Origin of the sequence: Bifidobacterium sp. B4142 (assembly GCF_026537325.1) — a bacterium.
GTDB lineage: Bacteria > Actinomycetota > Actinomycetes > Actinomycetales > Bifidobacteriaceae > Bombiscardovia.
In genome coordinates this window covers 1-18,903 of the sequence record NZ_JAFNMJ010000004.1, presented here as the reverse complement: position 1 = coordinate 18,903, position 18,903 = coordinate 1, and the positions used below count along the sequence as shown (strand labels likewise).

The window sequence follows — 18,903 nt, the reverse complement described above, 5'->3', positions numbered from 1 at the left end:
CTAAACGTTTATTATTGACAATACAAGAATATTATCAGGTTAATTTTGTTGGGTCAAGTTATATCTGGAGGCGGTGGGCGATGATGGCATCTTTCTAATGGTGCCGGGCCCTGCAGCCTTTTGCTGTTAACGAAGTGATTTACTGGCTCGGAGGTATCTCGCCTGAACCTCTGGCGATCAATTCAGTAGGAAGCAGGATGTGGCGGGGTTCGGCAGTTAAGCCATCGATGCGTTCGAACGCCATGTTTGCGGCTATTCGGCCGATGTTCTCAGGATTCTGCTTGATGACCGTGATTCCGGGATCAAGCATGTCAAACATATCGGCGTCATCGAAGCTGATGATTGCTATGCTCTTTTCCAATCCTCTTGTTCTTAGGGCGCGAATCACACCTCGAGCGATAAGGTTCTGTCCTGCAAAGATCGCGGTAGGCCGTTTGGCTCGTGCCCGGTCTAACAGTCTGCATGTGACGGTGTATGCTTTGCGTTCATCCATGTCGTCAACGAGGTCAATATTGTCCATCGGCAGATAGCTCTCCTTGATGGCAGCGAGGAAGCCTTTTCTCCGCTGGCTTACGGTATACACGTTTTTCTTGGCCCCTAGGTAGGCCATGTTCCTGTGCCCAATGGATAAAAGCGCCCGGGTTCCACTGATTGCACCGGCATAGTTGTCAGACATGACGGTGTCTGAAGGTAATCCCATAGAGGTGCTGTCGGCAAAGACGACGGCCAGTCCACGACGCATTTCGGGAATCAGGTAGTCCTGCGAGCTAGCGGCTGTGACCAGGATCAGTCCGTCTATCCGCCGGCTCAGCATTTCGTCCACGGTATTGGAGTCCCTGTCTTGATTACCGGTCAACGCCGAGGCCAGAACCAGGCTGGAGTGTTGCACGGCGACGCTGTCAATGGACCAGTGCACCGATGAGGAGAAGGGATTGGGTCTGGCTCCCAGCAGAACCCCGAGGGTTTTGCTGTGGCTTTTGCCACGTTTCAGATCGGCTGCATGCACGTCGGGCCGATAGTGCAGTTCCTTAATGGCCGAAAGGACTCGCTCCTTGGTTGTCGAAGATACATAAGGCTCTTCATTGATCACGCGGGATACCGTCTTTGGCGCGACTTGTGCAAGGGCCGCCACGTCCTTGATCGTGGGGTGGCTGTTCGCATTGCCACTGTTCTGTGTCATATCTAGCATTGTCCCCCGTGAATTGACAACGGTCTGTAATTAGTATAGTTTTACATATGTCAACGTTGTCAGACAACGTTGACATATAGTCACTATGAGGTGGCGTTGGTTACGTCCAATGAAGGAGAGACCATGAAACTATCATTCGCCAAGAGGGCATGCACCTGTGCAGTGGCTGTCCTATCCTTATTTGGTTTTGGGGGGTGCGGTTCTTCGCAACGGTCGGGTACCATCACTTGGCTCAGTGCGAGGTCCGCCAGTGAAGGAAGCATAAAAGCAATCAAGCAGATCGCTGATGAGTACGCGAAGTCGCATCAGGGTTTTAAGCTGGAGTTCCAGAACATCTCTGATCGACCTTCATATAACCAAAAGTTGAAAGTGCTGGCATCCAGTAACCGTTTGCCGGAGTTATGGGATGCCGATCCCGATCCGTACTTCGCCAAGCTTGTCAAGGACGGTCGTGCTGAAGATATTGGAAAACTCTACAAGGACATTGGCGTAACCAATCGCTTTTATCACATATCCACCAAATACCCGACAATGGCTGACGGCAGCCTGCACTTAATGACTTTCAACGCTAATGCGGAATACTTTTGGTACAACAAAGACGCCTTCCGCAAAGCAGGAATTGCAGAGGAACCTAAGACCTTTGACGAGTTGCTGACTGACCTTCAGAAGCTTAAGGACACGGGCGTTATTCCGATCGCTCTTGATGGCAAGGACCAGTGGCCTTTTTATAGGTTCCTGGGGATGATTCCATACAGGGAAACCGGCAATGAGTTCTTGGCCAAGCTCAAGGTCGGAAAGGAATCTATGGCCAGTCCAACTGGTCAAGCTGGAATTGCCTTCCTCCAAAAGATGTCAGCATATTTCCAGCCTGGCTTCACGAATTCGGATGCCACCGCCACCTTGAATCTGTTCAAGAGCAAGCGTGCTGCGATAACGTATGACGGTACTTGGAATCTTCCGTCATACGTTGACGATTCCGGCAATCTGAAATCGGACATCGGTTATTTCCGCCTCCCCATGCTTGGTAAAGGAGACAAGACTGCGCCCACGGACTTCTTTGCCAATTCGGGCATCGGTACTGCCGTCAGCAAGGGCAAGCTAACTCCCCAGCTGAAGGATTTTCTCAAATACCTATTTGACAAATACGGTGATGTGGCTTTGAACGATTATCGGGTCATTCCTTCGGTCAAGCCCAAAGGCAGCGTCAAGACCCCCCGCATATATCAGGACGTCCTGTCTGACATAGCCAAGGTCAACGATTATGCACAAGTTTGGGATGTGCAACTTGATGCAAATACGGTCAGTGTACTTGGACGACAGTGCCAAAGCCTGCTAGTGGACAATACCTCAACGGATGAGTTTGCGGCCAATGTCGACAAAGCCATCGCTCAATACAACAAGGCCAAGTGAAGGCGGATATGCAAAGATCTAATCCAGTGGATTCCATCCCGCCACGGATGGTGCGTCGGAGGCGGTCCTGGCCGGGTCATCCGTCCAGGGGGAACAGGGCCATCAGTTCGGTAGCGGCGTGGCCCTATTACCTGCCTGCGGTCATCATCTTTACGCTCATAGTGGTTGTCCCTATCATCTGGTCGTTCGGCGCGAGTCTGTTTGACTGGAATGGGATAGGAGCCATGCGATTCTCGGGCTTGGCGAATTTCAAACTGATGCTGACCGACAAGGTGTTCCGCGCGGCTTTCCTCAACACCATTTTCTTCACCCTTCTAGGTACCTGCGTTCAGATGCTTATGGGTTTGGTGATGGCCCTGTTGGTCTTGTGCATTGACCGATTTCGGACCATCATCAGAACGGTTTATTTCATTCCGTGCGTCATTTCCTCAGTTGCTGTCAGCCAGATCTTCGCCCAGATGCTGGCTGTCAATCCGCCGGGGGTTGTGCCGGCGGTAGGCAGTCTGTTCGGGCTGGCCCCTCACGCTCTGCTCTCGGATCCCCACTGGGCCCTCGTGTTGGTGACGCTTATCGATGCTTATAAGTTCGCCGGCATATACATGGTCATCTACTATGCAGCTCTGGAGTCAGTCGATGCCGAAGTGCTGGAAGCGGCACTGATCGACGGCTGCAATTGGTGGCAACAGCTCATCTACATAAGGGTGCCTCTAATCAGAGCGGTCTTGGAGGTGACGTTGGTGATGTTGGTTTCTGGATGCTTGAAGGGGTTCGATGTCTCCTATGTGCTTACTGGAGGCGGCCCTGGTTCGTCCAGCGAGCTGGTGTCTACCTACCTGTACAAGACAATCTTCATATCCGGGAATTTTGGCTACGGTAGCGCCATCAGCATCTTCCTAGCGGTGGAGTGCCTGGTAACGCTTCTTATTCTGCGCCGCCTGTTCGGGAGAGGGGACAAAGCATGACTACGAAGCTAGGCAGGAAAACCAGGGGATTGGTATATGCGATTATCGCAGTTTTCGTTCTGGTGCAGATATACCCGATTCTTTGGGTCACGCTCTCTTCGTTGAAAAGCCCCGATGAGCTCGCAGATACCTTGGCTTATCAACTGCCTAAGGGTCTGTATCTGGGTAATTACGTGAGAGCCTTTGCCACGTCGGGTCTACTGCGATATTTGATTAACAGCACGATCGTTGCCGTGCTGACCATTCTGGTCACCGTCATGGTCGGAGCCCCTGCGGCGTTTGCCATTGAAAAGTTGCGGTTTCGGGGTGCGGATAAGGTGCTTTCCTATTTGCTGGTAGGACTTCTGGTGCCTTCATTCGCAGCTTTGCTGCCTCTGTTCGAAGTGTTTAACAAAATCGGCATTACGGACACCTATCTGGCCCTTATCATTCCGCAATTGGCTTTCAATCTGCCGATGTGCGTCTATCTGTATGCAGGATTCATGAAGGAGATACCGGATTCGTTACTGGAGGCCGCTCGTATCGATGGAGCCGGAACCTGGCAGATCTTTTCGAAGATCGTCATGCCGCTTTCCCGCAACACCACTGTGACTGTGGCGACCTACAACTTTGTCTTCATCTGGAATGAATTCGTATTTGCCAACACCTTTATGGTTCGCAGCGATATGAAAACCCTCCCGATAGGTTTGAACGACTTTGTCGGTATGTATGGACAGACCGACTTGGGAGCCACATACTCAGCAATAGTTGTGTCTATGATTCCGACCCTTATACTCTACTTCTTCCTGAACAGACAGGTTATTTCCGGCATGGTGGCCGGAGCGGTCCGTGGGTAAAGGCACTGGGAACAGAATTAAGGAAAATAATGAACAAGCAATTGGACATCAGTAATGATTGGAGCGTTCTACAGGACGTCAATGATGTCGGTGAAAAATTGAAACTCTATGAGGATCGCGACTGTACGCAGGTCGGACCGCAGATATCAGAGTGGGAGCCGTTGCCGGCTCTGGAGCATCTCCAGTGTCTGTTGGATGAACAGCCTTATTGGGGACGCCGGCTGCGGTATTTCAATCAGGCGCCTTGGTGGTATCGTCGGCTCATTAAGCTTGATAATTCTGAGACGGACGACAAGATTTTGCTGCGGTTCAGCAATGTCGATTACTTTTGCAAGGTGTGGATGAACGGGCAACTCCTTGGCTCCCATGAGGGCTACAGTGAGTCGTTCGTCTTTGATGTCAGCAATATCATACACTCCGGTACGAATATCCTGATGGTCAAGGTCTGGTCACCTTGGGATATGCAGATAAGGAATGATGACGTTGAGAACCGTACCTATATGGTTGAAAGGAGATTGGTCAAAGGAACCTATGAGCATGATGACGGCCTTATAGCCCGTGACGTGAATCCCGTGGGCATTTACGGCAAGGTCACCCTATCGATTCATGAGTCTGCTTGTCTGGCTGAAGATCCGCGCCTGAGCGTGTGGATGGATGATCAGGGTCGTGGAAGAATAATCGTTAGAGGGAAAGTACTCGGTTGCGGTAATGATCATCCATCTGTGCTGAGAACCCTGGTGCGGGATCCAGTTGATGGCCGTGTGCTGCTTGACGCGGATAAGCAGGTCCAGGGACCTTTCGAGTTCAAAGCTGCCGTTGATGGCGTGACGCCTTGGTTCACTTGGGATCTGGGAGAGCCGAAGCTCTATGACATGACATTGAGCTTGGACGGCGAACAGGTGGAAAGCCGGAAGATCGGATTCCGGAATGTCAAACTTGATCGTGATGAATCGACAACCCGGTTCGTGCTTAATGGAAAGCCCCTGTATGTGCGTGGGACATCCTATTTCCCTGATGTCTATATATCTCGAATGCACAGAATGCGGTACCTGCGTGATTTGCAGGCTATCAAAATGGCTGGATTCAACTTGATCCGGGTGCATGTGCATGTCGAGAAGCCGGAATTGTACGATTTATGCGACCGCATGGGCATTGCCGTGATCCAGGATTCAGAATACAATTGGAACCAGCCCAGAACTTCTGAGTGGGCGGAAACGTTTGTACGGTTGTTTGTCAGTACCGTCAAAACCCTTGATAGACATGCCAGTGTTTTCAGCTGGATATGCCTTAATGAACCAGGCGTAGTGGATGTGCCGAAGGGCACACAGGGCACGGCTATGCAAGTGAGTCCAGGCCCTGCCATCTATCGGGAGGTCACTCGAACAGACCCGACTCGTCCCGTTATCAAAGGCTCGTATTGCGCTGATGATCTGACCAGCGGAGACAGCCACAACTATACGGGATCGTTGGATACTCCTCCCACGTCATATACGTTGATTGACGGCACGAAAGAGAAGTTCAATACAGAATTTGGTTTCGACGCCCCCGGCTACTTTGAAAATTTGAGGAATCTCGGGACGTTGACAGAGCGTATAGCGGCCTTGGAGCCTTTGACAGGAACATTGCAACGTTATCAGACTGAGCTGCTCAAGTATTACATCGAGCACTATCGGTGTCAAAGAGCTGCACCCAATTGGGGATATGTACAGTTCATGTTCATAGACCTGTGCCCGCAAAGCTTCTACGGGCTGTTGGATTGGTGGGGGCAGCCGAAGCCTGCATACGAGGCGGTTGCCAGAATCAATCAACCCATAGGTGTTTTCTTGAATAGGTGCAGCAAGAAGGTTTCTGGATTGGTTGTTGTCAATGATTCCCCCAAAGATCTGAGTCAGGTCTCCATTACTTGGAGATTCGTGAATTTGCAAGGGCGCGAGGTGCTCAAAGGGAATGCGTCTATTTCACTTGCGCCTTTTTCAAGTGTTCAGATACAGGAGGTCTCAATTGCTTTACAGCAAAATGACGGCGACGATTTATCGGCCTATATGACCTTGTGCGATGAAGAAAAAAAGGTTCTGGCGTCAAACAGCTATGACAGTGTCTTCAGCCATCCTGAGCATCCGTCGGGCCATCCTGTAAGGCTCAGCCATGAGTTTGGAGTCCGACTGTATTCTGTTTGAACTGCAGCAAGAAAGTGGTGATGGAATCGAAAATGGCCGGTGGTCAGAAATGACAATTACTTCGGGCCACCGGCCGAATTCTGTGCCTGTCGTATTCTCGACACGTTGACGGTGGGCGGAGTAGCCGAGTCGTTGTCTTATTCTCAAAGGGCGAGAAGGTCTCTTGTATATAGCTCAGACTGAGTTACCTAAACAGAACTTGGACGTTCATACGACTTGACTGCACCTGTTATTTCTTGTTCTTGTCTCCGGAACGGGGAATGCCCAGAAGTTTGCGTGTCTCGGCAGCCAGTTTTTTCGGCGTCTTGCGCACGCCGCTTTCTTCGGCATCCTTGATGATGGTCTTCACGTCCAGGTCGGGATTGCGGTCCTGGGTGGCCACCAGGTCGCGAGCCTCCTGTCGGTTGAGCACGGTGGGCAAGGTGCCGGGCATGGGGCGCCGGGCGGTTTCCGCGAGGAAGAGCACGGTAACAAGACCGCAGGTCGAGGTGAACATGATCCAGTAGGCGGGTGCCAGGGACTTGCCAGTCGCGGTCACCAGTCCTTCCATGATGACTGGCGCGGTCCCGCCGAAGACGGCTACGGCCAGGTTGTAGGACAGCCCCATGCCACCGTAACGGGAGGCCGTGGGGAAGAGGGCCGGCAAAGTGGAGGCAAGGTTGGCCACGAAGAAGATAACCGGGATGGCCAGCAGAACCAATCCGCCGAAAACGGCACCCGTGGTCTCGCGCTCCAGCAGATGGAAGGCCGGCAGGGACAGACAGAGTCCGGTGATCGCCCCCATGAACAGCACCTTCTTGCGGCCAAAGCGATCGGAAAGGGCTCCGGTAATGGGGATGCAGCAGGCCACCATAAGCAGGACCGGCAGGGAGAGCAGGTTGGCCTGGGCCGTGTTGTAGTGCAGGGTGCCTGACAGGTAGGTGGGCATGTAGGCGGTCAGCGTGTAGCTCAGGGTGTTGGCCGCTGCCACCAGGATGAAGGCCATGAGCAGCTCCCGCCAATAGCCCCGGATCAGATCCAACAGGCCCTTGTGCTGGCTCTTGGTCTTCTCGTCGCTGGCATCCTGAGCTTGGCGGAAGGCGGGCGTGTCCTGGACCTTGGCCCGGAAGTAGACCGCGATGGCGGCCAGTGGGAGAGCGATGATGAAGGGGATGCGCCAGCCCCAGGCCAGCATGGCCTGAGGGGAAATGGAGAATTCCAGCAGGGAGACCAAAGCAGCCCCGAAAGCGTAGCCCAAGTAGGATCCTACATCCAGCAGGGAAGCGAAAAAGCCGCGATGCCGGTCAGGTGAGTATTCGGTGACCATGGTCGAGGCGCCCGCGTACTCGCCGCCTGTAGAGAACCCTTGGATCAGTTTGAGCAGGATGAGCAGGATGGGTGCCAGGGGACCGACGGCCGCATAGCTGGGCAGGAGGCCGATCAGCAGGGTGGCTGCTGACATGCTCAGCAGGGTGAAGGCCAGGATGCGCTGGCGGCCGACCTTGTCGCCCAGCTGGCCCAGGACCACGCCACCCAGGGGACGGGCGATGAAGGTGACAGCGAAGACGCCCAAAGAGAAGAGCCGTTGCACGGCATCGGATGCGTTGGATAGGAAGACGCGGCCGATGGTGACTGCCAGGTAGCCGTAGACCCCCACGTCGTACCATTCCATAAAGTTACCGACCACGGTGCCGGCGATGGCCCGCTTGAGGGTGGATCTGTCCACCACGTTGATGTCGGTCAGGTGCAGGCGCTCGCTCCAGCCCCGATGCTGCCGGGGGTTCTGTTTGCGGGCCTTGCGTTTTGCCGCGGCCTGCTGTTTTTTGATCTGCTTGGCTGTGTGCTTATCGCGCCGTTTCTGCTCGTGCTGACCGCTGTCCGCGGCCGAAATTATATCGTCCTCTGCCATTATTCCTTCTCCGGCCACCAGGCCGTTGTTCGTCTTTTCCGCCTTGTGATTTCCCTGTCTGCCTCTTCCTTTAGCGGTTTTCACAAAAATGTCATAAGTATACAGCTTACCACGCAGCTTTCTTCAGTGCGGAAGAATGTAGATGCGCCCTCGAATCCAGTGGTTTTGCATTCCCGATCAATTAAAGACAGACAGATACAAAGAAGAGGCCTGTATATGTTGTTTCAAGAGGTCGCATTTCAGGACTTCTTGACTGCTGTCGTATATGTAGTGGTATAGTCAGCTTGTCAAGAACATCGCAGGGGAACGAAAGAGGTAATGATGTCTGCTTTCGCTAAAGGTTTGTTTAATGCCCTGCCCGTATTGCGGGGGGGGGGTAGGCCATAAGCTAAGCCATAATTCATGCATTCTCCTCCCTGATGTTTATCCAAATCAAGGAGACTGAAGAATGGGATACAAAGAAAATATTGTTGCTCTTGGTTTTGATCACAGCGACGATGTCAATGTTGCTTATGGCAATGCCAAAAATCAGTTGAGCATGATCCGTACGGCTAATTTGGAAGGGCCGGACAGGATTTTACCTGATGACTTTTCGCAGCAGCTGACTAATCTGAATACCTCTTTCAACCAGCAACTTCCCGATAAGCGTTCTGCAATTGAAGCAGAAGAGAAGAAACTGAAAACTCAACATATTATTTTCCTACTCGTCAAAATTGCGTTGATTATACTAGGGCTCCTGTGCGTTGTTAATGAGAAACTTCGCGTTCTTGGATTCATAATGGTCATCGCCGGCATAATTTGCCACTTCGTTTTCAAGAAGATTGATGCAAACAAGTCTGCCAATCTACTCGCTGAATGGAATGGATTCTTCGATGGCTTCGTCGACTCTATTGGACATGCTGAGACACTGCACTCGCCTGCTACGGGTCTTTTCAAGAAGATTGATGATCTGTTCCTAAAGAGTCTTGATGACAATGCCCGTGGCTTTGAGCAGCAGCAGCGACAGATGCAGAAGAACATGGAAGCTCAGGCTGAACAGTCTAGGCGTGCTTTGGCCGCACAGGCCGAGCAGACGCAGGCTATTCAGAAGGGCATGGCCGACATAAACAGATCGATGCGGCGCCGTTGATGCATCATGCCTTCGGTTGATTCGGATATCGTGTGCCCCGGCTGCGGGGCACCACTTTCGGCTTCGAGCAAGCAATGTCCTTATTGTGGAAGACCTGTTGTTGTAACTTCGTTGAACTTTAAACAGGTTCGTCGAGCCACTTATAAGGACTCGGCACGATTCCTTGATAAGTACCAGGAGGTGCTGAAGGATTCGCCCAATGATCCGAAAGTGCTGGCTTCATTGGGGTATGTCCTTTTTGACAGGGGCCAATACCAAGAAGCCGCTAAGAACTTGGAAAAGGCTGTGGAAAATGGTTCCAACGATTCCGATGTTCTTTTTCATATTGCATTAAGCAGGTTCAAGTCTCAAAAACCGTTCAAGATAAAGCTCAAAGAGGCGGAGTCAATAATGGCGACTCTGGATTCTGCGATTGAGATGAATCCACATCCCCAGTATCTGTGTGCGAAATCATTATTGATCAAACGACTTTTTGAGCAGCGCTACATCAGGTATTCGCAATCATCCAAGAAGGTAATGGAAGCAGCCAAGCAAGGAGGACTGACCGATTCTGACAGCCAAGAGATGAACGAATTGTTGATGAAGTGAAGATCGATGCTGAAGTTTGTGATTCGGGAAAGGTGGGAATAGGAGTGAGTTTCGAAGATTACAGCGTTGCCATAGATAGGCGTAAGGCCACGGCTATGGAGATCTGCGGCATTTTCGACGAGGACGAAGTGAGCAGAGTGGAACCGGTTTCCTACATCCAGCAAATGAACGGTCATATGATGATCACCGTCTGGATGTTTGGGAATAAAAAAATATACTCCGCCATGTTTGAACTCCAGCCCGACGAGGCTGGGGACGCGACACCTCCAGGCCGCACCTTCTTTGATGTGTATCGGTTCAAGAACATAGTCGATATTCGAGTGGATGACTTTGGTTGCGTCATCAGTATGAGGACAGGGAAAAAGCTGGAACTGAAGTCCAACACTTATGAAGGCTCAGAGTCTTTCCTGAATTCTGCCCATGGTCTTGTGAGTCTGTGGGATGAATATGACGACTGATTGTTGCTTGACCAGGTAATGGATACGGATTGAACAGTGCATAGGAAAGAGGGGTGTACAGATGGTTGTATTCAAGCGCAACTCCAATGAAGCCGCTTTTGCGGATGGTGAGAAGCACTTTGTCGATGTCATCAAGAACCGTTCAGATAATGACACACTCATATTCAAAAACCCCGAGGAAGACTTCAACAACGGAACCACCTTGGTGGTAGGTCCCGGAGAAAAAGCCATCTTTGTCTATCAGGGTACGATCGAGCAGATTTTCGATCCGGGTAGTTATACCCTGAACAGTGCCAATTATCCCTTTATATCCCGCCTGCGGAACAGCCTCTCCGGTGGAGTCTCTTCGTTCCATTCGCTGGTCTATTTCGTTCGTACGGCGACTAGCAGGGAAATCAAGTGGGGCACACAGACGCCTATCAAGGTCTACGACAAGGCGCTCTCTGACCAATTCCAGGGGATTGGCGTCGAAACCGAGGTGAGGGCAAGAGGCGCGTATCGCATCAAAGTGGACGATTGCGGCATCTTCCTCACTCAATTGATTGGCAACAACTATGATCTGAGCAATCAGGAGTCGATTACCGACTACTTCCGCAATCAGTTCCTTGGCCACATCATTTCCATCTTGACCACTGAGCTGACCAAGTGGGCGGGGCCTCTTATCTCAGTGCCTGCCAATGCTGTAACCTATGCCAAGACCATCGAGAATGAAATCGCGCCCATTGCTGCTGAATATGGCATGAAAGTACTGAACTTCAGCATTTCCGCAATTGACATCATCGACAATGAAGCCAGACAGGAAGCACAGGATCTGGTATCCAAGAACCGCGAGCAGTTCTATGGGCGTATGGCCCAGGGGCAAGGCGAAGCGGCATATGCGCAGGGCCAGCAGTCTGCTTATGAGACTTATGGCACCAACTATCAGCAGGCTCAGGTTTTGAATGCCATGAATGGTGCCGCTTCCAATCCTGGCTCTGACGGTGGAGCCCTTCTAGGGGCGGGTATGGGATTGACCATGGGTGCCGGCATGGGCCAGGTCATTCCCAACATGGTCAATCAGACGATGGGACAGGCGCAAGCAGCTTCTCAACCGGTTGCCATCGACCCTGTAGAGCGGTTGAGCAGACTGAAAGAAATGCTGTCGAAGGAGCTTATTTCCCAAGAGGAGTATGAGGCTAAAAAAGCCGACATACTCAAGGAAATGTAGGTGGCTTGAATGAAGTATCTGGTTTCGATTTTTACAACGGTCCTGACGCTCATAGGTTGTGCGGCTTTCATGGCCGAAATTGGCACCTATGGCTTTGCACCTCCCGCTCAGTGGATTGTGATGTTCTTCTTGGTGGTGTTCACCATCCTGTGCTGGGTGGCTCAGTCGCGTAGCGATGACGGTGCCGCTTCGAGAAGCGAGAGCCTTTATTACCGGCTGATAGCTGAGAATGTGGTGTTTCCCGCTGTCGGTTATCTGATTCAAGGCATCATCGCAATTTTCTACTTCTCAGCTTGGAACGCCCCCTGGTGGTCTGGGAGTCTTGCCTTGCGGCACATATTGCCCAATGGTTTTTTCATCCCCCTCCTGGTCGAAGTTTTGCTCACCATAGTGGTCATCTCCCTATGGGTCGGCAACATTACAGCCAACGTGCATACGGTTCGCCAGCAGGCCATCAGAGAAGAGAAGGTCGCCAATCGGGCGCAACTGAAATCTCAGGTGCTCTTCCTCGATTCATGTTTGGATCCGAATGACAAGGAGGCGAGCGATATCAGCAATCAAATCCAGCGTAAGGTCGAATCCCTGCCGCTGGTGCCAGATGCTACGACTGGCCTCTTCTATTCCCAGGCCATTAATGAAATTCAAGAAGCTACAGCCAAGGACCGTGTAGATCTGCCCACTCTTCAACATATTCGGGACACTCTTAACAGAGTGCGCTGATTAACTGGAATCTCACGAAGTGTTCCACGAAATTTTTGAGAGGCTCGAGATGCATTCTGACAGAGTTTCATTTTAGTCGTGGAACCGTGCAGTAGGTCGACGGGTACGGTCTGTTGGCTGAATCGGAGCTCCAGATTACGCATTGTGCATAGCGGGAATCATCGTCATGGCTTAAAAGCGAAGAGGACCCGACCATCCTGCAGACCCGTCGATTATGGCGTGGTCCCTAAGACGGCCGGATCCTTTGTCCTTAGAAAGAGCCTACTGTCAGGCCTTCAGGAAGTCAGGCCTGTCAAAGGCGGGATCAGGATAGGTGTAGAAGCCCTGCCCGGAATCCTTGCCGTTCCTGCCCTCGTCCATCATCTTCTGGATCTTCTCCATGAAGGGCTTGTAATCGGGGTTGTCGCCCTGCTGCTCTTTGGTGATATTGAGAGCGGTCCGCAGCCCAACGACGTCAAAGATGGCAAAGGGCCCCATGGGGGCGCCTGTTCCGATCATCCAGGTCTTGTCCACGGTCTGCGGGTCTGCGATGTCGTGGCCCCAGAGATATGCGGCGGCGTTGAGCAAGGGGATGAGAAGGGTGTTCAGGACGTATCCGGGCTGTTCTTTCTTCAGAACGATGGGGACCATGCCGATTTCCTTGGCGTAGTCCACGATCAGGTCGAAGACCTTGGGGTCGGTCTGCTTGGTGCCCATGATTTCAGCGGTGTTCATGCGCCAGATCTGGTTGGCGAAGTGCATGTTCAGGAATTTGTCTGGTCGGCCGGTGTCCTCCGCGAAGGTGCTGGGCACGTAGGTGGAGGAGTTGCTGGCGAAGATGGTCTTCTCGGGGGCCGCCTTGGCCAGGCTCCGGTAGAAATCATGTTTGATGGAGGGTTTCTCGGGGATGGCCTCGATGACCAGGTCGGCGTCCTTGACTGCTTCAGCCAGGTCAGAGCTGTAGCTCAGATTGTTCAGACCCGCATCGAACTGCTCGTCAGTGGCATTGATGTCCCTCTTATAGAGGTCGCGGAGGTTTCGGACGCGCTCCTCGGCGGCCGCCACAGCCTCGTCGTTGATGTCGTAGACCGTTACCTTCTTGCCCTTGAAGGCCGATTGATAGGCGATCTGGCTGCCTAGCACCCCACCGCCGGCTACTGTGACCATGTTGATGTTCGTCATGGAAACCCCTTTCATTTGTGGTACCCATCGTTGGATACGCTCTTTCATAGTAGAGCCAGGTCTTGGACGGAGCCAGGCCCACCGATGCGGCGAGAGGCCGATCAGGACTTGAGGCACCCTCCCTCTTCTTCGAAGATGCCATAAACGGTGCGCAGGCCGCCGGCTACAGCGACTTTCCCGATAGTCAGCATAAGCAGCTGGCTCCGTTGCAGGGAGATCAGCAAATGGGCCTCATTGCTGGCATGGGATTGTTCGTACGGGGCAGGGCCCAGACCTTCGTGGCTGCGGTTGCGCCCGCTTGCAGCGGGCATTCAGAGAATCTGGCAGAACTCGATGGTTTCCTGGTTGGGGCCGATGACGTTGAAGTAGCGGATTCCGTGCTGCCAGAAGGTGGGGATGGACTGGATGGAGTCCTCCCTGATGTTCAGCCCCATCTCCAGGGCGTGCTCGTAAGCGGCGTCGATGTCCGGCGTGTCCAGAGCCCAGTGGTTGATGGCTCCGGTGCGCATGGGCGCAGGTTCGCCCTCCCAGGTCTCGATGGTCAAGTGGCCCAGGCGCAGGAAGGCGCAGCGGTTCTCTCCGTTGGGGTAGATGCCGACCAGCTCGAACCCGAGTTTGTTGGTGTAGAAGTCGATGGTCTCGTCCAGATCGTGGGCGATCATGCCCGAGTGCTGCAAATCCTTGACGTAGTCCGACATTGGTCTCATGATGGCCGCTCCTTTGGTACCTTGATGCTGCGATGCTTCCTTACATCTACTCTAGGCGGTGGTGCGTCTGGAGATGAAGGCGAGAGAGAAAATGAAACAGGCTTTGCAGTCTGAATCTTCAGAAGCCTCCATCGTTCTGCATGAAGGTGAATAGGTTTTCGGTGCTGATCGAAAGCTGGGAGGCGACGGTCGGAATCTTGGGACGCTTCCACGGGCGATCTGATTCAGCTTGGGTTTGCTCGAAAGTGACGATAGTGGCACCGTAAAATTTCGCCGTAGCGATCAACCAGGGGTCGGCAATTTGTTTGTTAGCCCATTCACGAAATGCTGTGGATTTGTATCCATTTTCAGGTCTGGCGACCTGATTGAGCACTGCGCTATATGCTTGTATAATGCCATCCTCTTCCTCGCAGATGACCAGTAAGCTGTTTATGGCGTCCAACCAGGTATCGACTTCTGGGCAGTTGTGACCGTATACCTCGTCGCGAACTTTGTCGATGATTGCCACTCGGCCCGAGTTAACCAAATTATGTAGATGCTGCCAGAACGGTGCAGATAGAGTGAACTGAGGGTTGTAGTACCGGTTGTAGGGCTCAATCAGGCAGTTTGCATCGATAAGAAAAAGCGGATTCATAAGGAGTGGCTGCGTCATGAGATGGCTCTCTTCATGAGTTTGGAGAAAGTATCACCATTGGTGCCAGTGAGACGATAAGCATCCAGATATGTGGTTCTGCCCTCGGCTACGCTGCTCGCCATCCTTTCCAGAAAGCGAGAATCGAATCTGCTTAGTTTGTTTTTATAATAGTCTCCTCCGGAGTGCTGCTGATTTTCAGTTCCTTTTGACCAGGTTTGGGCGGCCTGGTTGCATTTCTGGAAGGTTTCCTGGCTGATCAGCTTATGCTTCAGGGCATGAAGGGCCAAAGTGGTGTGGGAAACAGGGAAGCATGCCTTCAGCTTTTTCATCCGTTCGTCCAATGTGGTGTCGTCCGGAATGCTCTGCCACGTTTCCAGGAAGTCTTCGTCTGGCAGCAATATGGCTGCCCCTACCTCATTGCAGACCTGTTCAAGCCTGGTGACTCCGGTGGGTAGGGCGGTGTCATTGTATAACTCATCTGCTCCCAGCCAAACATGTGCCAGCTCATGCACCAGGGAGAAGAGGCGAGCGGTTTCGGGTTCGTCGGTCCTGTTGATGAATATCAATGGGGCGTATGGGTCGATGAGCGCAAAAGCACGAAATTCTTTGGGGTCGAGTGGTCTACTGGTATTGTTGCCGACTACTCCGTTCTGCATGATGAGAATCCCGGTGCCCTCAGCGCGTTCGCGCAGCAGTTTGAAAGCCTTGGCCGAGTCATGCAGGCCGGATTTGCGATACCAATGCTCATCAATCTTCAGAGCTTGACGAATATCCTCTGCGATAAGGTTGCTGTCATCGTTGATGGTCCGGGAACCCACCTGTTTCAGTTGGGTTCCTTCATTATCGATACGGTCTTGTCTCGCCCAGTCCTGAATGGCAGTCATCTGGCCAATGGTGTCCACAAGATCTCGGGAAGGATGTCCTTGTGACTGCTGACTGCCAATAGTGCGTTTGGCATAGACAGGCGGCGTATCATCAATGGGCTCATCCATGAAGAAATAACCAAATGGCACGCGCAACTGGTTGCTGACGGTATGCAGCTGTGAGACAGTAGGGCGTTTGGTGCCCTGTCTCCAAGCATCAATATTCTGACGTTGGCCCTCGCTTAGTTGGTCTTCGGCGCCTATGGACATGACCCAATCGAGAATGGTGCGAGGAACATTGACACGTACTGTTTGAGCCATCGTTCCCCTTCCTATATCTCGAATCCTATCTGGCACTAGGCGCTATCGCTTACGTACGAGTATGTACGATGGCATTTCCTCGGCAGCTTTTGCAATCTATTATTCACGCCTGATGAGCGAAGGGCAAGATACGGGAATCAGCCTTGCGCTGGCCACTATCTTGCTTAGCGCAGTCTTTTAGACTTTTAGAAGACCGATTTGTTGAAAAACGCAATCAGATCATACCGGCACAGGTCCATATGAAAATATTGAGTGTCTTCAGACTTATCTACGTCCACAAGGTCGTTTACCCCCCCCCCCCCCTAGATTCCTATGTGTGCCGGGAAGTCTGCTTTTTTAGTCAACTTAGTCAAACGTTGTAATTAAGGACAAGGAGTTTTCTTGGAGCGACTGGCTTCAGAGGCTGACAGCCTAAATAACGCATACCTTTGTTGGATTGCCGCTAAAAGAATACGGTATTGGTTAGTTATTCTCTGTTTGTTCTGTATAGAAAGCTAGTGTCTTGTATCGGCTTTGTTCTCATTAATGAGGTGTGCTGTTTAGTGTGGTTTCAATCGGATGACCTAGTTGCGTATTAGCAGGCAAGTGCTAAAGTGTGGTTTAACGTCAAATCAACGTTGATGTTGAAGTTACCTCGTGAAGTCAAAAGTGATGTCGTTCATATAAGCGTCATGTGATTGCCGCTGGATTGCGGGAGGAACAATGATATCGGTAAAAAAGATACTGACGAGTGGAACAGTTGTGTTGTCGGTATTGGGTTTGGCTGCGTGCGGCGGCTCTCAATCCGGAGGAAAGTCAAATGCCGAAGGGCCTACGGAAATTACCGTTTGGGCTTGGGAAAAGACATATCAAACTGTAATAAAGCCGTTTGAGGCCAAGTATCCCAATATTAAAGTCAAATTAGTCAATGTTGGGGTTGGCAATGATCAGTACAAGGCATTGAATAATGCCTCGGAGGCTGGCTCGGGTTTGCCTGATGTAGCCCAATTCAGCTATGAAGATCTTCCCGAGTTCCAGATTAAGCATATCGTCAAAGATATCAGTAAGTATGTTCCCAGCAATTTCAAGAATGACTATACAAAAGGAACATGGGCTTCATCGGCCATTAATGGTGGTATTTACGGGCTGCCGATGGACTCTGGCCCCATGGCTATGTTTTACAACAAGGAAGTTTTTGACAGGGCCGGCGTGAACGAACCACCGAAGACCTGGGACGAGTATTATGAGGCAGCCAAGAAAGTAAAGGCTGCTGGATCATACATTGAGGCTGATTCTGGCGATGCTGGATTCTTCAAATCCATGATATGGGCCTTTGGTGGTCATCCATATGATTATTCAAAAGATGGGCAAAATATAACGATTAATTTGTCCACTGATAAAGGGACTCAGCGGTTTTTGGAGTTTTGGCAGCGTATGTCTGATGAAAATCTGGTCAACAAAAAGCTGTCCGTATGGTCGGATGAATGGAATAGAAGCTTAGGAGATGGCTCTACTGCGGCGCTTTTGATCGGGGCTTGGATGCCGCCGAATTTGCTCTCCTCGGCGCCGCAGGCCGCTGGTAAATGGAGAGTTGCTCCCATGCCTGTGCTGCATGAAGGCGATAAGCATAATTCTGAAAATGGTGGGTCGGTACTGGCTGTGATTGATAAGACTTCCAAGGCTGATGCCGCCTACAAATTCGTAGAATATGCCTCTCACGACCGTGAAGCTATTAAATTGCGTGTTGGAGCTGGGGCATTCCCTGCGGATACCAAAACTTTGGCGGACAAGCAGTTCTTGGATTCAACATCCGTCAAGGGAGGCGACGGCAAGGCTGTTGAGTACTTTGGTGGGCAAAAGTTCAACGAAGTATTGTCGCAGGCAGCAAAAGATGTCGATCCTAATTTCAAGAATATACTGTTTAATGTTTATGCAAGCAGCATCTATGGCGACTATGCATCTAAGGCTTATTATGGACAATCTACCTTTAAGCAAGCAATTACCGATTGGCAGAATAGCTTGAAAAAATATGCAAGTCAGCAGGGCTTCACAGTTAAATAGCCATTAGCATACGTACACAATATTTTGCCGTTCTCGACAGAAATGCTTGTCTGTATGTAAACATTTCTGTCGAGAGACGGCCAACCGCGTTGGTGTTTTGAGTTTGTTGAAAAGGGTCAAGATATGGGTACGGGAGTTGTAAGCGCAAGCGGTCATACGGCATCGGTGCCACAGCGTCCGCGGACGGCTGCTCGTTGGCGTGGTTGGTTGTTTATGGGGCCGTTTGCGGTGGTGTTTGTGGTGGTGTTTGTGGTGCCGGTGGTGTATGCGGTGTGGATTTCCTTGTTTCAGCATCGTATGGTTGGTGGGACGGTGTTTGTTGGTTTGGCGAATTATCGTCGTCTGTTGGCTGATGGGCAGTTCTGGTCGTCGGTGCGCCGGGTGGTGGTGTTCACGGTGGTGCAGGTGCCGGTCATGTTGTGTTTGGCGGCGTTGATGGCCCTGGCCTTGGATTCGTTGCGTCTGCATGGGATGCGGTTCTTCCGTATTTCGACGTTCCTGCCGTATGCGGTGCCGGCGGTGGTGTCTGCGCTGGTGTGGGGGTTCATGTATGGGGCGAGGTATGGCCTGGTGGGCTCGTTGAACGCGTGGCTGGGCACGCATGTGGATGTGC

General features: G+C 51.8%; 16 protein-coding genes and 1 pseudogene. 11 read left to right on the top strand and 6 right to left on the bottom strand.

What is annotated here, in order from left to right; all coding sequences use genetic code 11:
• Positions 1-139 precede the first annotated feature (139 nt).
• Positions 140-1,180 (bottom strand): LacI family DNA-binding transcriptional regulator, encoded by a 1,041-nt coding sequence (locus J3U06_RS07120; protein ID WP_267444757.1) that lies wholly within the window; start codon positions 1,178-1,180, stop codon positions 140-142.
• A 132-nt stretch (positions 1,181-1,312) separates the two neighbouring features.
• On the opposite strand from J3U06_RS07120, the gene J3U06_RS07115 reads away from it, so the two are divergent.
• Genes J3U06_RS07115 through J3U06_RS07100 form a run of 4 tightly spaced genes read left to right on the top strand, consistent with a single transcriptional unit; the run spans position 1,313 to position 6,574 of the window.
• A complete protein-coding gene (locus J3U06_RS07115) occupies positions 1,313-2,599 on the top strand; it encodes an ABC transporter substrate-binding protein (RefSeq protein WP_267431417.1) in 1,287 nt (428 codons plus the stop codon).
• 8 nt (positions 2,600-2,607) lie between these two features.
• Positions 2,608-3,561 (top strand): carbohydrate ABC transporter permease, encoded by a 954-nt coding sequence (locus J3U06_RS07110; protein ID WP_267400815.1) that lies wholly within the window; start codon positions 2,608-2,610, stop codon positions 3,559-3,561.
• Entirely contained in the window at positions 3,558-4,397 is an 840-nt protein-coding gene (locus J3U06_RS07105; protein ID WP_267444756.1) for a carbohydrate ABC transporter permease, read from the top strand. Before J3U06_RS07110 ends, J3U06_RS07105 begins: the two co-directional genes overlap by 4 nt.
• A gap of 29 nt (positions 4,398-4,426) precedes the next feature.
• A complete protein-coding gene (locus J3U06_RS07100) occupies positions 4,427-6,574 on the top strand; it encodes a beta-mannosidase (protein ID WP_267444755.1) in 2,148 nt (715 codons plus the stop codon).
• Between the two features lie 229 nt (positions 6,575-6,803).
• Here the strand turns inward: J3U06_RS07100 and J3U06_RS07095 are convergent, their stop codons facing one another.
• Positions 6,804-8,462 carry an MFS transporter gene (locus J3U06_RS07095; RefSeq protein WP_267444754.1) on the bottom strand — a complete coding sequence of 553 codons (1,659 nt, stop codon included), beginning with the start codon at positions 8,460-8,462 and terminating at the stop codon, positions 6,804-6,806.
• Positions 8,463-8,910: 448 nt separating this feature from the next.
• On the opposite strand from J3U06_RS07095, the gene J3U06_RS07090 reads away from it, so the two are divergent.
• The 5 genes from J3U06_RS07090 (at position 8,911) to J3U06_RS07070 (ending at position 12,564) form a co-directional block, all read left to right on the top strand.
• Positions 8,911-9,591: a hypothetical protein gene (locus J3U06_RS07090; RefSeq protein ID WP_220236510.1), complete on the top strand. Its 681-nt coding sequence runs from the start codon at positions 8,911-8,913 to the stop codon at positions 9,589-9,591.
• Positions 9,592-9,597: 6 nt separating this feature from the next.
• Positions 9,598-10,179 carry a zinc-ribbon domain-containing protein gene (locus tag J3U06_RS07085; protein ID WP_267444753.1) on the top strand — a complete coding sequence of 194 codons (582 nt, stop codon included), beginning with the start codon at positions 9,598-9,600 and terminating at the stop codon, positions 10,177-10,179.
• A gap of 44 nt (positions 10,180-10,223) precedes the next feature.
• On the top strand, positions 10,224-10,637 hold the full coding sequence (locus J3U06_RS07080) for a hypothetical protein (RefSeq protein WP_258561497.1): 414 nt from the start codon (positions 10,224-10,226) through the stop codon (positions 10,635-10,637).
• Positions 10,638-10,698: 61 nt separating this feature from the next.
• Positions 10,699-11,844, top strand: coding sequence for an SPFH domain-containing protein (locus tag J3U06_RS07075; RefSeq protein ID WP_267444752.1), 1,146 nt, complete (start codon positions 10,699-10,701; stop codon positions 11,842-11,844).
• A gap of 9 nt (positions 11,845-11,853) precedes the next feature.
• Entirely contained in the window at positions 11,854-12,564 is a 711-nt protein-coding gene (locus tag J3U06_RS07070; RefSeq protein ID WP_220236507.1) for a hypothetical protein, read from the top strand.
• A 267-nt stretch (positions 12,565-12,831) separates the two neighbouring features.
• Here J3U06_RS07070 and J3U06_RS07065 read toward each other — a convergent pair whose 3' ends face one another.
• From J3U06_RS07065 to J3U06_RS07050, 4 genes are all read right to left on the bottom strand, one after another.
• A complete protein-coding gene (locus J3U06_RS07065) occupies positions 12,832-13,740 on the bottom strand; it encodes a 3-hydroxyacyl-CoA dehydrogenase (RefSeq protein WP_267444751.1) in 909 nt (302 codons plus the stop codon).
• Between the two features lie 296 nt (positions 13,741-14,036).
• Positions 14,037-14,432 (bottom strand): VOC family protein, encoded by a 396-nt coding sequence (locus J3U06_RS07060; protein ID WP_220236505.1) that lies wholly within the window; start codon positions 14,430-14,432, stop codon positions 14,037-14,039.
• A 118-nt stretch (positions 14,433-14,550) separates the two neighbouring features.
• Entirely contained in the window at positions 14,551-15,084 is a 534-nt protein-coding gene (locus tag J3U06_RS07055) for a DUF4411 family protein (RefSeq protein WP_220236504.1), read from the bottom strand.
• Positions 15,081-16,250, bottom strand: a complete 1,170-nt coding sequence (locus J3U06_RS07050; RefSeq protein WP_267444750.1) for an ImmA/IrrE family metallo-endopeptidase — start codon at positions 16,248-16,250, stop codon at positions 15,081-15,083. Before J3U06_RS07050 ends, J3U06_RS07055 begins: the two co-directional genes overlap by 4 nt.
• A gap of 702 nt (positions 16,251-16,952) precedes the next feature.
• On the opposite strand from J3U06_RS07050, the gene J3U06_RS07045 reads away from it, so the two are divergent.
• Positions 16,953-18,290, top strand: a complete 1,338-nt coding sequence (locus tag J3U06_RS07045; protein ID WP_267400809.1) for an ABC transporter substrate-binding protein — start codon at positions 16,953-16,955, stop codon at positions 18,288-18,290.
• Between the two features lie 213 nt (positions 18,291-18,503).
• Positions 18,504-18,903, top strand: a pseudogene (locus J3U06_RS07040) (sugar ABC transporter permease); the annotation flags it as partial.